The organism is Larkinella harenae (genome assembly GCF_054780515.1).
On record NZ_BAAGWE010000003.1, the window covers coordinates 291,844 to 307,338 of the forward strand.

At 50.8% G+C, this 15,495-nt stretch carries 7 protein-coding genes; 4 read left to right on the top strand and 3 right to left on the bottom strand.

What is annotated here, in order from left to right; all coding sequences use genetic code 11:
• Positions 1-140: 140 nt before the first annotated feature.
• The 3 genes from tamL to ACYVH9_RS18300 form a co-directional block, all read right to left on the bottom strand.
• Positions 141-2,471 (bottom strand): translocation and assembly module lipoprotein TamL, encoded by a 2,331-nt coding sequence (gene tamL, locus ACYVH9_RS18290; protein WP_460637833.1) that lies wholly within the window; start codon positions 2,469-2,471, stop codon positions 141-143.
• Positions 2,468-7,474: a translocation/assembly module TamB domain-containing protein gene (locus ACYVH9_RS18295; protein WP_460637834.1), complete on the bottom strand. Its 5,007-nt coding sequence runs from the start codon at positions 7,472-7,474 to the stop codon at positions 2,468-2,470. The genes tamL and ACYVH9_RS18295 overlap by 4 nt, the downstream gene beginning before the upstream one ends.
• Before the next feature lie 211 nt (positions 7,475-7,685).
• The gene (locus ACYVH9_RS18300; RefSeq protein WP_265993378.1) at positions 7,686-7,811 is read right to left on the bottom strand and encodes a hypothetical protein; all 126 of its coding nucleotides are present in this window, start codon (positions 7,809-7,811) and stop codon (positions 7,686-7,688) included.
• Positions 7,812-8,060: 249 nt separating this feature from the next.
• On the opposite strand from ACYVH9_RS18300, the gene ACYVH9_RS18305 reads away from it, so the two are divergent.
• From ACYVH9_RS18305 to ACYVH9_RS18320, 4 genes are all read left to right on the top strand, one after another.
• Positions 8,061-8,672 (top strand): RNA polymerase sigma factor, encoded by a 612-nt coding sequence (locus tag ACYVH9_RS18305; protein WP_460637835.1) that lies wholly within the window; start codon positions 8,061-8,063, stop codon positions 8,670-8,672.
• 106 nt (positions 8,673-8,778) lie between these two features.
• Entirely contained in the window at positions 8,779-9,906 is a 1,128-nt protein-coding gene (locus ACYVH9_RS18310; RefSeq protein ID WP_460637836.1) for a FecR family protein, read from the top strand.
• Between the two features lie 222 nt (positions 9,907-10,128).
• Entirely contained in the window at positions 10,129-13,578 is a 3,450-nt protein-coding gene (locus ACYVH9_RS18315) for a TonB-dependent receptor (protein WP_460637837.1), read from the top strand.
• Between the two features lie 39 nt (positions 13,579-13,617).
• Positions 13,618-15,351: a RagB/SusD family nutrient uptake outer membrane protein gene (locus tag ACYVH9_RS18320; RefSeq protein WP_460637838.1), complete on the top strand. Its 1,734-nt coding sequence runs from the start codon at positions 13,618-13,620 to the stop codon at positions 15,349-15,351.
• Positions 15,352-15,495: the final 144 nt, after the last annotated feature.

Genomic DNA, 15,495 nt, shown 5'->3' on the forward strand with positions numbered 1-15,495 from the left:
GCTCCGAATTCCTCCATCATCGTTGGCTCGTAGTGATGCAGTCCTGGGTGATTCTGAACGAATGATTAGTCACTACACAATAAAGCCTCCCCAAATCGATTTGGGGAGGCTCAGTCTTTTTAAATGACAACAAGCCTGTGTTAGAACGGATAACCTACAGCCACGTTCAGAATCAGGTTGTCGCGTCGCCAGCTGCGGTTGGTTGGATCGATCTCGTCAAATACCCACCGCTGCCCCTCTGGTAGCCACGGTTTGCGCAGGGGAAATGCCAAGTCGAACCGCAACACAAAATACGATACATCGAGTCGCAGCCCCAACCCGGTACCGACCGCCAGTTGCTTGTAAAAATCCGATTTAAACTGAGTACCTGTCCCATAGGTCGTCTCATCGGAATACATCCAGACGTTCCCTACATCCAGAAACAGGGCTCCCTGAAAATATTTATTGATTTTGGGCCGAAGTTCCGTGTTAAACTCCAGCTTGATGTCACCTCCACCATCCTGAAGAATAACGGATCCATCCAGATTCCGGGTGTAAACACCGGGGCCAACGGCGCGGGGCCGAAAAGCCCGTATACTGTTGGCTCCTCCCACAAAGTACTGCTTTACAAAGGGCAGCTGATCAGAGTTGCCATAAGGCATTCCAAAACCAGCGAACAACCGATTGGCCCAGGTCATGCCCGGTGATAACCTGAAAAAGTGCCGGCTATCGACGTCCATCCGGAAAAACTGGGAATATGGAACGTTAAAGATTACTTCCTCCCCAAGCTCATTAACTTTATTGGTCAGCAACGATGCCAGGTTGCCGGCTGGTTCGACATTGACACTCAACCGGTACGTATACGCCGTAGATCTTCGGGGAGAAGAGCTCAGATTGTACGTATACAGTGAGCTCAGGATCAGCTGTTCGGAACGAAGAATATTCACATATTGCTGCCGGGTAGCCGGATCGTCCTCCATGAGAAAGAACTTCTCGCCAAAGTGAGACGGCAGCACGTAGTTGATGCTAATCGGCTGAAACACATGCTCTGACTGAGGATTACTCCGCCAGCTATAGCCAAAGGTGGTCAGAAAGGAGTTCAGGTTATAATATTCCCGCCGTACAATCAGATCATACCCCAATGAAACGGTTGTCTGGGGCAGCGCCTGTCCACGTTCGTAATGCTTGATTGGAATAGGAGAAACCAAGCGGGGAAACGTTAAACTGGTTTGGATTCCGTAACGGTAGTTGGTGATTCCCGTTGTACGGGCGCCAAGCAAAAACTCAAAACCTGCATTGGCGCTGATGGTAAACAGCTCAGAGCGGCCCAGTACGTTTCGATTTCGCCAGTTTAGGCTTAGTTGCGAACCGACAAGGTTATTGGAACGACTGGTTCCAGCGAGTTCAAAACGGGCCGATTTTTTGGGATAGGGCGTCAGGTAATAATGCACATCCATTACCGTAGAATCGCCCTGCTGGTCGGGTTCAAACCGGTTTCGTACAAACTTGAACGAACCCACATTAATAAACCGCGATAAGGTTTGATCCTGGGCCCGGCTGTTGTAAAGTCGACCGGGTCGTAAGGCAATGATGTCTCGAAAGAGTTTGGGGTTATACGTTCCTTCCGGGTCTACGATTTTAAAACGATCAAATTGCACCGCCTGATTTTTTAGTGTATCGTTTTGCAGTGAGTTGGACGAAAGACTGTAGTTTGGGTAAACGTAGATATCCCGAACGGAATAAGGTAATAAAGCCGCGGGGGGTGTTCCAGGTTTAAGAGCCAGGTATAACCGGGTTCGGTGGTTGCCCTGGGCACTATCGGCCAATACCGCAATAAAATCCGGCTGGAAGTAGAAAAAACCCTGCCGTTGCAACGCCTGCGTAATCCGTTCGCGTTCCAGCTTAATGATTTCCAGTCGATAGGGGTTGTCTTTTCGCAACAGGCTACGTTTCTGGACGTCAACCATTGGCTGCTTCAACGTACTCGAATCCATCAGAAAAGCCACAGAATCGATCAGGTAGCGCTGTTTTACCTGAACGTTGTAAACGCCGGTTGCTTGATAGCTTTTCGAGCTATCCGTGTTTTCTCGCAACCGGCCCGAAGCCGTTGACCAGAAATAGCCTTCATTTTCCAGAAAAGCGACCCAGTTGGCTGCATTCGCCGATAGCGCTTTAGCGCTTGCAAAAACCGGCTCTTCCCCGAATTTCCGCCGAAACCAGGCCCGAAATCCCTTTTCTTTTTTAGGCTCACCCATCAGGTAATACAACCCTACCTTAAAAGGGTAGCCAAACAGTTTGGCATTTGGTTTTGGGCGGGCCATTTCGGCCAGTTGGGTTTCAATCTGTTCTTTTTCGCCGTTAGACACCGTCGAATCAACCTGTACATTGATTTCCGTTCCAACGTACAATTTTTCACCGGGCGGAATGTGTCGGGCCACATGACAACCGGTCAATGCAAGGAAAGCGAAACTGTATATTAAACCGTTTCTCATTGATTTTCATTTGCTGCTGGCTTACGAAATACGTCTCGCAGCAGGTTATAATCGACCGTAATGACAAAACCAACCCCGGTTTCAATGATGTATCCTTCCAAAACCGCCTGGTAATCGCTCTTGCGGTAGCCCCGCAGCATGTAGCGCCCGTCACGGGTCAGGTTATAGTTTAAGGACAAATTATCAAACACCTCGTTGGGGTTCCGGTTGATACCGGTATTATTTTCAAGGACGAAATTTCGGCCTACCGAAACAGTTAACCGTCCTTGCAGAAAACTGCGAGATACACCCACGTTGAGGTCCGTTCGCGAGCCCACGGTGTTGTTTGCTCCCGCTGATTGACTTGAAGACAAAAGATCAAAGTTGACGTCGAAGCCTTTTAGCAGACTGGACGCAAACCGTTCCAGCTGATCAGAAAGAATCTTGCTGACGCTACTCCGGGCAATTTCTTCGGTATTGATGCCCCCCCCCGACGAGCTGGAAGAGGTTTCAGCAATGAAGCTCCCCAGTACCATCAGACCAAAAACCTGCTTATTGAGCTGTGACGGATCCTGCCGCAATTGGGTTAGCTTGGAGTTAACGGCGTCGATCACCGTCCGGGAGGCTACAAAACCTTCTTCCGGGATGTTAATATCAAAGCTAATGTCGGGTGACGACAACAACCCTTTCATTTTCAGCAGCACATTGAACGGCAGTTTCTGCTTGGAAGCCGTCCGGAGCTGTTCACTGGTTTCGTTGGCTATCAGGTTTGAAGGGGTGGCCGTGGTTTGGTAAATAGCCGTAATGTCGAGTTGTGCCCGAAGCGGATCGCCCGTCCAGGTCAGGTTGCTACCTTTCTGAATTGAGAAAGTACGTTTCAGCACCTCATAAGTCAGCGAATATTCTCCTTCAGTTACATCATACCGCCCCAGCAGCGAAATGGCTCCACTCTGGCTGATGCCGACATTCAGACGCGCATTTCCCTTGATGCGCAGATTATCGCCGTTGAGTTCATCAACAATGACCGTGATTTCGGACGTTTCATTGGCCTCCAGACTTAAATCAATCTGGGCATTATTTAAATCCTGGAAAGCCAGCTTACTCGTCGTGGTGTCTCGTCTCGGAACCACCAGGTACTTGCGCAACGCCAGTGTATCTCGGTGGTCGATAAATGTGACGATCTCGCGGGCTTCGTTCGCGCTCGCACTTTCATCAGGCAGCACCATCGTTATTTTACTTTCGTCTTCCAGTTTGATAGAACCGTTGATCGTGGGGCTGGTTCCGCTGCCGCGAATGTTAAGATTCGCGGTAATGGCCGCATTTCCGTACGCCAGATCGTTGTCTTTGCGGGTCGCGTTCAGCACCTGGAATTTGTCCGCTTTCACATTCAGGTTGTAAGCCATATCGGGGAGTTCCCGGATGGTGATGGTTCCGTTGGTCGTTAAACTGCGGTTGGCAGCATCCCGAAGGCTGAAATCCTGAAATCTGATGGTTTTTTCGTTGAACCGGATGGTTTCGTTATCAATATGGTATTTAGCATTCAGATAAGCGACATTGAACGCCAGCGAATCGAATGACATTGAACCGTTCAGGCGGGGTTGTTCCGTTGAACCCGTTATATCAACCTGACCACGCAGACGGCCGCTGGTTTCCCGTAACTGCCCGAAACTGAATGCTTCGATGGTCTGTGCACTGAGTTCATCAAGGCTGATTTTGAAGTCCAGTGCATTGGCCGGATCAGACGCTTTATAAAATCCTGCCACCCGGGCCCGGTTGCCCGAACCCACCAGTTCTATTTCGGTCGAAATCCGTTGTTCCGTTGTATTTTCAAACTTGGCCGTCAGATTCCCAATCGGCTTTGCCATGACGTTCAGACTATCAACCGACACATTGCCGGTAAACGAAAGATTGGTCATCACATTCCGCAGCATAACATCGCCGTTCAGCGTGCCCCCTACCAGCGTCGTATCCTGATTGGCGAGTCGGGCCATATTCGTCAGATCAATGTTTTCGACGATCACTTCCATCGGCGCATTGGGCTGTTTCGCAATGCTGTTGACCAGAATCTTTTGCGCTCCGGTCTGGAGCAAGAACCGGTCGGCCACAATGCCTTCCTCACTGTACTGAATGTAACCAGTTGTATCACTCGTCCAGCGCTGGTAATTGGTCAGCAGCCCATCCGGATTGAACCGAAACTGGTACGCCCGATCGGCAATTGCCAGATTGCCCGATGCTCCATACCACGCCCGACCCGTTGAATCGTCGGTTTCCACTTCAAACCATAACGTGTTTTTGATGGCTTCGGCATTCAATTTTGTGGTGTTCAAACGAATGCCGCTTGCACTGGCTGCATTGATTTGCCCCGTTATTCCCAACTTTCCGTTAACCCCCGCCAGATTCATTGTAATACCCTGGAGCTGTGTGCTATCGTATTCGATCACCCCACCCCGCAACGAAGCGGCAAAGGTAGTATCACGTACGTTGTCTACGTACGCTCGCAGGGTAACGGGATCCAAACGGGTTAAGGCGGGCAGAAAAGCTCTTATCAGCGGATGCTGCCGAACCGACATGTCAACGTTGAAGCTATATGGCGGATCCACCGGCTTGTACGTCAGATCGGGCAGCTGAATGTATTTGCTAAACTCACTGGCCGCAATGTCATACAGCCGCGTGTAGTCAAACTGGCCGTCGAGGTTCATACTGGCGAATGGCAACTTGGCTTCCACTATTTTCCGAATCCCATCAACATCGGTTCTTACGTAAAAAGAATCCAGCGGATAGGTCTGTCCGTTATACCGTACCACCGTCTCACGAGCAACCAGCATACCAACCGGTTTGGTAGGATCGGTAGAGGCAAAATCAAACCGTAACCGTCCTTCGAGACTGAGCGGTTCTTTGTATAGTTTCAGCTGGGTAACGTCCAGTTTCTGAATGGCCAGATTTCCCCGGACACTCGGAAACTCCTGTTGCAATCCGACCTGGGTGTTCAGGGCAAGTTGAGCGTTTGGATCATTGAGCGTACTCTGCATAGTGAGTGTTCCCTGCTCGAGTCGACCTTCAGCGGCAAAATTCTGGTAGTTATACCCCATTAACTCCGCTTGACGAACATTCATCCGAAAAGCGGTTTGCATGGTTTTGACATCAATTCCATGCCCGTCAACCGTTGCATCGGCGGTAATACTACCAATGGTTCCCTGTTGTCCCAGCCAACGCCCAGCTTCCAGATTTGCCAGCGACAGCGTGCCGCGATACGCCTGATTTTTGCCCGCAACAAAACCGCGCACATTGCCATCAAAATCGACATTTCCCCAGTCGGTTTGCAAAGCCGCGTTCATGTTTAAGTTGTCCAGCTCGCCCTGAAAGCGCCCCGTTAGCCGAAGTTTGGGCGGAATATTGAACGAGTCCGGCAAAGTTCCTTTCGGAACAAGCTGCTGAACATCACGGAGTTGAGTGGACCCTTCCGTCAGGTTGATATCCATGGCCAGCCGTTCCACATCCGTTACATTCCGTAACCGGCCACTGGCGCGTAACCGAGTGCCCGACAGCATATCCAGCTCAAACGTTGGAATACTCAGATTCGCCAGTGTGCCCCGCATCAGTGTATTGACCCGGATCACTCCCTGACGGTTTGCAAAATACGGTGATGTACTGGCCAAAAAGGGAGCCAGATACAGCATGTCAGCCACAGCCAGACGGCTTTGTCGTAAATTAACCCGAACGCCCACGCGCCCGGCCTCACGTGGGCGGCTCAGCTGTCCGATGGAATCGTAACGCAAAATCAACTGGTCGCGCAGCAACGTCTGGGGCGTCTGCACCAAAAGTCGGGTCACCGAAGTAAGGGTATCACTGTAGACCACATCGGCGTCGAGCCGTTGGAGCGTAAAACCGCTCTGGTCGCGGAACTGCCCTCCGCGGAATTTTCCGGCGATCACCTGCGGAGTGTATTGCAGAGCCTGAGCCGTCAGGGAAAAATTCTGCAAATCGAGGTGGCCATAATCCAGACCGGTTTTCTGCCGGGGCTGGTTCTGATCCTCAAAACGAATGCGGTTTTTGGCCAGCGCTACCCGTCCGATGTTTGCTCTCCACCCCGCCGAATCATCGGAGGATGTCGTGGTTTCGGGCGCAGCCGCAGCCGATTTAGCCGTTGCTTTGGTTAAAATAGCCGTAATGTCCGAATTTTCTAGTTCAATGGACTTGATTCCAAGGCGCTGCCCATCCAGATACAGGTAATCGGCTTCCATCGCCAGCCTTCCAATTGCTCCGTTCGTCCGGAAATCAGCTTCTTCCACGTTTACATCCCAACGCGCACGATTCACCTGCCAGCTTCCTAATTGAAGGTCAAGTGTATCGCTCGATGTTGTCGGGGGAGTTTCAGGAGTGTCGATTCCTTTGTATAACCGCGTATTGGCTACCAAACCATCGATGGTAACGGTTTGCAAATGGTATTTCGACCGGGCCACATCAGTTTCGGAAAAATTTGCCCGCAGGCTATCTACATAAGCGCCCACCTCCGCCCCAACGACATCGTCCTTATAGCGGATTCGTACATCTTTGAGCGTAATACCGGCCAGGCTAATGTCCAAAGGAGCCGCCGTCGTATCAACCGGCTGCGGGGGTCCACCGGTATCAAACGCATCAATAATGTATTGAAAATTGAAAACTGTATCGGGCAGCGTCCGATTGAGATTTACCCGAACCTTCTCCAGTTCAATCTGGTTTAGAGCAACCCGGTTTTTCAACAAGCCCATCATGTCCAGATCAACGCGTAGCTTCTGCCCGGCCAGCAACGTATCGCCTTTGGGTGTTATAAACAGCACATCTTCCAGACTAATGTAATCTGGAATGTCGTACGTAATCCGACCGATCCGGAAGGGGCTTTTGATTTTTCCAGCTAGGTAATTATTGACCTGACGGGTAACAAATTCCTGGCCCCACGTTGTTGTTGCAACAACCCCGAGAAAACCAAGTACCAGAAAAATCAACGCCAGAATGGCAAGAAAAAAAACCGTCAGAAATTTTTTCACGTTCCTTTTATCTGTCTCCGGATAGCCTTTTGTCTATCTTTTTTTCAATATCGTTACACAAACCAATACGAACTTTAGACGACAAATGTTGAGCAACGGATCAATTTGGCCTAAAAAAGTAGTTTACGGCGGCAACTGCCGGCTATTTGTTGTATCCAATAAACCCTGTAAACGTGATTATGTTATCGGGAAATGCCTTTGCAATGCGGTTTTACTTCGAAAAGACGCCTTTAGCAATTAAATAAGGAATAATTAGCCAGAGCAGGCCTTTGATAAGAAAGAAGAGGAAGCCCAGCCAACCGACGCGCTTGAGCCATGTTTTAAAGCGATTATTCATGGTATGGCGATACTGAATGAGGTCGATTTTCTACTAATGACCTGTGTTTCTGAGCTTGATAATTTGTCAAAGTTAGCCAACTGTCAGGTTATTGAAAACCGTCTAACTGTTTTTGATAAACGTCTTATCCGAATCAGTATATTTTAAATTCTTTTAATTATAGAATTAACCAGCAAAGTACCATCCTAAAAGTAAAATAACCGTACATTTGACTTACAGTAGTGAGCACGTGACAACACACTCTATCGCTTGGAACGTTTTTTGGCCACAGATTATAAAAACCTTACTCCTCAAGAGCTCTGGCAGCGCTTCAAGGCCGGTGATGAACTGGCCTTTGGCGAACTGGCTCAGGTGCATTACCGGAGTCTTTACAATTACGGTCTGCGGCTCACTACGGATTCTGAGCTGGTTTGGGACACGATCCAGGATTTGCTGCTGGAACTGTGGGACCACCGTACGACCGTCGGCGATGCCGTTTTTGTTAAAACGTACCTGCTGAAAGCCCTGCGCTACAAACTGTTAAAACTCCTTCCGCAACAGCACCCCATTCACCTCGACGAGTCGGGCCCGACGCTGTTACCGGCCGATGATTCTGTTGAGCAGCAAATCATTGAACATGAAGAGCATACCGAGCAAACCCGCTTACTCCATCAGCTCATGGCATCGCTCTCCAAACGCCAGCAGGAAGTGCTTTATCTGCGGTTTTACCAAAACCTGAACAACCACGAAATTGCCCAGATCATGGGGCTGGAGCGGCAAAGCGTGGCCAACTTGCTGCACCGCACTTTCAAGGAACTCCGCAGTCAATGGTCGTCCAGTATGATCCCGGTGCTGTTGGAATTGCTTCTGTTCAGATTCTAACCATCTCCAATTGAATTCTCCCCTAAAATAATTTTACTTTTTTTTGAGTATGAGCGATCGGAAGGCTACACTATGGATTTAGAAGCCTAAGAATACTATTTACTCAATGATTAATTACAGAACGTACGAAGCAGAAGACTTCCTGTTCGATGAGTCGTTTCGGCAATGGGCTCTGGACTCCACTCCGCAAACTAGTCAATTCTGGGAGCGGTGGCTGGCTCAAAATCCGGATCGTGCCGATGTAGTTCGGCAAGCGCAGGAATTAGTTTGTGCGTTATACAAGCATTATCAGGACGATGCTACCGACGAACGATTAACACTGGAACTAAACCAGCTTGTCAGTCGAGCCGCCGAACGCCGGGAGGCCGAGCTGGAAGAACAGAATGATCTACCGGTTATGCCACTTCAACAACATTGGTGGCGCTGGTCCGCAGCGGCCTCTGTTCTGCTGGTCGCTCTGAGCGTCTGGTATTATCTAAACCGTACCCCGAAACCAACGCCCAACTCGTACGAATACTTAACCAAAACAGCAACGACGGTTCCACTCCAGGAGAAAATCAATACCGGTACCAAAGCCATTAATGTCTTACTAAGCGATGGAAGCGTAGTAACGCTGAATCCCAAAAGCCGACTGAGTTATCCACACCATTTTGATACCAATACCCGAACGGTTTACCTCAGCGGAGAAGCCTTCTTCGATGTGGTTAAAAACCCCGAAAAACCGTTTCTGATTTACGCCAACCGAACCGTCACCAAAGTACTGGGAACCAGTTTCTTAGTGCGCGCTTATTGCAAAGAAAAAGATGTAACGGTAATGGTGAAAACGGGCCGGGTGTCGGTGTATTCGCAGAAAGACTATGAAAAAGCCCAACGGTCGGGCCTTCGCCGGGTTGAAGGCGTGGTGTTGACCCCGAATCAGCAAATGACCTACAACCTGGACGAAAACCGTTTGGTGAAAGCGTTGGTAGAAACACCGGCGGTTTTGATCGCCAACCGGCCCAGCCGCGAACAGGTATTTGAAGATGCTCCGGTTGCACGCGTGTTTTCAAGCCTGGAAAAAACGTACGGCGTAAAGCTCCTCTTCGACGAAGATGCGCTGGCGGCCTGCCTGGTGAATGTCACATTCAATGAAGAGAATCTGATGGAACGGCTGGATGTGATCAGCCAGACCATCGGAGCCTCGTATGAAGTGCTGGATGGTCAGATTGTGATTACCAGCAAAGGCTGTCAATAAAGTATCCTATTCCTAAACCTTGTCTAATTTCTTATTCCAAACCCATCTCTATAGCTAAGCCCGTCTGCCTATGATCAAGTAACCTCACTTTACGAAAAAAGGTCAATGATGGTACCAGCATCATTGACCCTAACAAGCCCCTTTCCGATCAACCCATGCAGGATGATTCAGGGATTTTTTTGTCCATTTGTAACCCCAAACAGCCAAAAAACAAGCAAAAGTATGAAAAAACTTCGACAACCGCTTAGCCTGTTGCGTAGCTTTATGAAATTGACTTTCTACCAGTTACTCCTGGCAGCGATCTTCACCGGACTGGCTTTGGCCCGCCCGGTCGAAGCGCAGCGAATCATGGACCAACGCGTTACCATCCAGGTGAATAACCAACCGGTACGGACCGTATTGAACCAGTTAGGTAAGCAGACCGACGTTCGCTTTGCCTATCGTTCCACCCTGGTTCAATTAAATCAACGGGTGACGTTCAATGCTAACAACCAGCCGCTGGGCGAAATTCTGAATAAATTACTCAAACCGCTGGACCTGAACTATCAGGTAAAAGGCCGACAGATCATCCTCAATCTGGAACCTCGACCGCTGCCTTCTGCCGATGAAATCCTGCGGAAGCAGGATGCAGCCGCCGTTGATCAAACGATCACGGGTTCGGTTTCCGATGAAACCGGTGCCCGGTTACCCGGGGTTAGCGTGGTGGTAAAAGGCACCACGCGAGGTACTACCACAGACGGAAACGGTCAATACAAAATGACGCTCCTTCCCGGCGATGCCATTCTGGTGTTCAGCTTTGTCGGTTACACCTCACAGGAAATCGCCGTTGATAACCGTACCGAGATCAACATTAGTCTGATCACCGACACCAAAAACCTCAGTGAAGTAGTGGTGGTGGGGTACGGTACCCAGAAACGCTCGGATCTAACAGGTTCCGTTTCGTCCGTCAAAGCCAATGAAATTAAAAACCTGCCCGTTCGCAGCGTCAACGAAGCCTTGCAGGGCCGGGCCGCCGGGGTGCAGGTAACGCGTCCGGACGGAACCCCAGGCGGTGGCTCCGACATCGTTATCCGGGGCGTTGGTTCCATTGGTGGGATGGCTCCGCTCTACATCGTCGACGGGATTCGGATGGGAGCCGGTAACAACTTCAACCTGCAGGATGTCGAATCCATCGAGGTGTTGAAAGACGCCAGTGCAGCCGCTATTTACGGCGCCCAGGCAGCTGGTGGTGTGGTATTGGTAACCACCAAACGAGGCACGCAGATGGACAAAATGAACATCAACTTCAACGCCTACTATGGTGTTCGGCAACCCCGAAACCTTTATCAAATGCTGAATACGGCAGACTATATTACCGCCAAAAAGGCTTTCGGTGTTAATACAAACGGCTGGGGCGATCCGGCAACCTTACCAAATACCGATTGGAGCGACGAAATTTTCCGGAACGGCAAAGAACAGAGTTATTCGCTTTCACTGGCTGGCGCTTCGGCCAAAGCCAACTATTACCTATCGGCCAACTACCAGCGCGAAGACGGTACGATCATCGACAACTCGTTTGAGCGTTACGGGCTTCGCTCCAATGCGGATTTCAAAATCAACAAACGGTTTAAGATCGGCGAAACGCTGTTCGCCTGGAAAACCAGTACCAACCCAACGCAAACAACTACCTATCCGTTTCGATCGGCTCCGCTGATCGCCGTTCGCGACGAAACCAACCCGTACGGCGGCTGGGCTAAAACCGGTTCGTTCTTCACGGGTCCGAATCCGGTAGGGTGGGAATATACGCACCACCGGCTGAACGAACAGTATGCGCTGGAAGGAAATATTTACGCGGATTGGGAAATTACGAACGGTCTGAATTTCCGCTCAACCTTCGGAGCCTCGATTTATAGCGGTCGGAATTATACGTTTCGGGAAGCCCACGACTTTGGCGTTGTGCGTAACCCCATTGCTTACCTAAGCCGGGAACAAACCAACCAGCGGAATCTGACTGCCAACTTCGTTTTGACGTACGACAAAACCGTTGGTCAGCATGAATTTAAAGCAATGGCAGGTTACGAGGCTTACCAGCAGGACCTCAGCAGCTTAAACGCCGAAGCGCAGGGTTTTCAGATTATCACGTACAACCTTGGACTAAGTACCGACCCAAGCACCTACCGGGCCGGCGGGGGCGAATACCCCCAAACCCGGTTACTCTCGCAGTTTGGCCGGATTAATTATACGTATGCAGGAAAGTACCTGTTTACCGCGAACGTGCGCCGGGATGGTTCCGACCGCTTCGGTCCGGCCAACCGCTGGGGGGTGTTTCCATCTTTCTCGGTGGGCTGGCGCGTAACTGACGAGGCCTTTATGCGTGACATTCCGGTGATTTCGACCCTCAAACTGCGGGCCAGCTACGGAAAACTGGGAAGCACCAGCAACATTCCGCAATTTACCTATCAGGCTTCTTACGGCGGTACCGGCGGTACAAACATCCACGGTTTGCCAGACGGCAGCCGCGCGAAAGGGTACGCTTTGACGGCCCAGTTGCCCAACGAAAACATCAAATGGGAAGAAGTCCGGCAAACCGATGTTGGTGCTGATATTGGCCTGTTCAACAACCAGTTGAACCTGGTAATTGACTGGTACAGCCGCCAGACGGAAGACATGATCTACCAGGTGCCGGTTCCCCGTTCGGCAGGCTTCGCGGGTTCTAACGTCTACACCAACATTGGTCAGATGAGCAACAAAGGAATCGAGATAGCCGTCGATTATCGGGGCAAAAAAGGCAGCTTTACGTACAGCATTGCCGCCAATGCCGCGTTCAACCGGAACCTGGTGAAGCAATTGAGCGGAACCAACAACAACCCCATCAACGCTGGTTCGGGGGGCGACTACCTGGAAAGTACCATTGCCCGGACACAGGCGGGTTATCCGCTGAGTCAGTATTTCGGGTATGTCACAGAGGGTATTTTCCAGAGTGACGCTGAAGTGGCAGCTCTGAACCGGCAGGCTCAGGAAAAAGCGGCAGCCGCTGGCCGACCAACAACAGGTGTTTTTTACCAGGCCGCCGGAACCGGCGCGGGTGACCTTCGTTTCAGGGACATCAACGGTGACGGCCGAATCACCATCGATGATAAAACCTACGTTGGAAATCCGTGGCCCAAAATGACCTACGGTTTGACGCTGAATCTGGGTTGGAAAGGGTTTGATCTGTCGGCCCTCTTCCAGGGTGTGCAGGGACTGGATATTTACAACGCCAACCGCTACTACACGCAATTCTTTGTGGGCGACTACAACACCACGGGCGATATTTTCAAAACCTCGTTCTTCAACGGGGGCGGTTTGACCGACCGTCCGCGGGTAGGCTACGTCGATGCATCCGGCAACTACATCCGTGATCCCAATTCCAATTACACCCGTATCTCGGATTATTACGTCGAAAACGGTGCGTACCTGAAGCTGCGCAATTTGCAGATCGGTTATACCATTCCGGCTGCTGTGATGAAAAAAGTCAAAATGAGTAGCCTTCGCGTGTATGTTCAGGGCCAAAACCTGATGACCCTCACCGGTTATACCGGGCTGGACCCAGAAGTACTCGGACGTAACGGAACCACCGAACGCGGTATCGACGCTATCTACTCCTACCCGCGTACAACCCTCCTATCGCTGGGTATCGACGCGAGTTTTTAATCATCAGACCTAACAAGTTGAAAAACGATATTTCATAGCATGAAGCCATTCCTGAAAATAACCCTCTTTATAGCGCTCATCGGTTTGGGCGGCTGTAAGGAAGATTTCATTGATGTGACCAACCCGGGGGCCTTGTCAACGAACAACTACCCCAATACGCTAACGGACCTGGAGCAATTGCTGACGGGCGTTTATGGCAATCAGCACTCGGCGGGCCTTTTCGGGCATAATATCTATGGCAAAGGCTTTTACATGTGGGATCATACCGCCGACTTAAGCTGGCAGGGCACCCCCACCTGGATCCAGCTGGGCCAAAACAACTCGCAGCCCAACGACGGTTTTCTCTCAGAAACCTGGAGAGATACCTGGAGAGGAGTTCAACGGGCTAATACACTGTTGGTTAACATCGAAAAATTTCGCCCCAAGGCAACGTCGGACGCCGATAAAAAAGCCCTCGATTTTATCAAAGGGCAGGCGCTATTTCTGCGGTCCTGGTATTACCAACACCTGATCACGATCTGGGGAGAAGCCTTCATTATCAACAACCAGGGCGGTGATAAGCTGGGCGTACCCATTATTACCGAAGCCGCCACGAGCCTCGACCAGACGCAGGTGTCGCGGGCTACGGTGAAGGAGGTCTGGGATTTCATCATCAAAGACCTGAAAGACGCCGAAACCCTGCTCGCGGGCAAAACCTGGCCGGGTGCGAATGAAAAGCACAAGATTAGCGGCTGGGGCGTTAAAGCTGCGCTGGGCAAAGCCTACGTGTATACGCAGGATTGGAACAACGCAAAAACCGCACTGGCCGATGTGATCACCAACAGTGGCAAATCGCTGGTTTCGTTTGATGTGTACAAAGACATGTTCAACGGCAAAAACGAATTCAATTCCGAATCGTTGGTAGAAATGAACCTGAACGTGGACATGACGGCACGCGGGAATACCGACAATTCAATGGGTTCGAGCATGGGCATGGTGCTGGCTCCTACTTACGTGGGCGACAATAACCTGCCCGCAGCGTCGGCCTGGTCGAACGTTTTTCCGCACGCCAAAAACATCGCCCGTTTCGGATTTAATGAAGGTCACTATTTCAAAGCCGGTACAACGCAGCCGCTGGCAACCAATCTTGATCCGGCGTATGTTACCCGGTCGCTGCAAGCCCGCCGGAACAAAACCGTCGATCCGCGTTTGTGGGTCGCCTGCTGGCAACCTTACGTGGATAGCATGGTGGTCAGTACCCGCAAACGGCCGCTTTCGCATTTCCTCGATATCACCGAGATGGATATGGAAGCCTGGAGTTTTCGCAAGTACCTGACCATCGATGCCACCGAAACGGAGGTGAATATGGCGAACGGAAACAACATTCTGCTCCTGCGACTGGCCGATGTCTACCTGCTCTACGCCGAAACGCTCACCCGAACCGGCGACAACGCCAACGCGCTGGAATATATCAACAAGGTGAAACGACGCGCGTACGGGTATCCAGTCAATGCCGCATCTCCGGTTGATTACAAAACCCTGACGGACGCAACAAAAGCACCCGATCCGGTCCTGAAAAACGATCCGCTCAAGTACGAGCGCTGGGCCGAATTGTTCGGGGAAGGCCACTGGTGGATTGATGTTCGACGCTGGCAGCTTGGCCCGCAGGAAGCCGCTTATTACCAACGGGTTCGGGGCGGGACCATTCAATGGGAAGCTACCGATTACGCCCAGCCGATTCCGATTGATGAAATCAACTCGAATGTCAGCATGAAGCAAAATCCGGGATACTAAAAATTAATTGAACCTGCAAGGTTTAGGCGACCCCTTCTGGGCGACCCATCTCCAAGGCCTTATAGGTTTAAATTGGTCGAGTGCCAGATCAATCCTTCAACGGATTTCGAACGGAGCAGCCGTTCTGCGCTGCTCCGTTTTTTC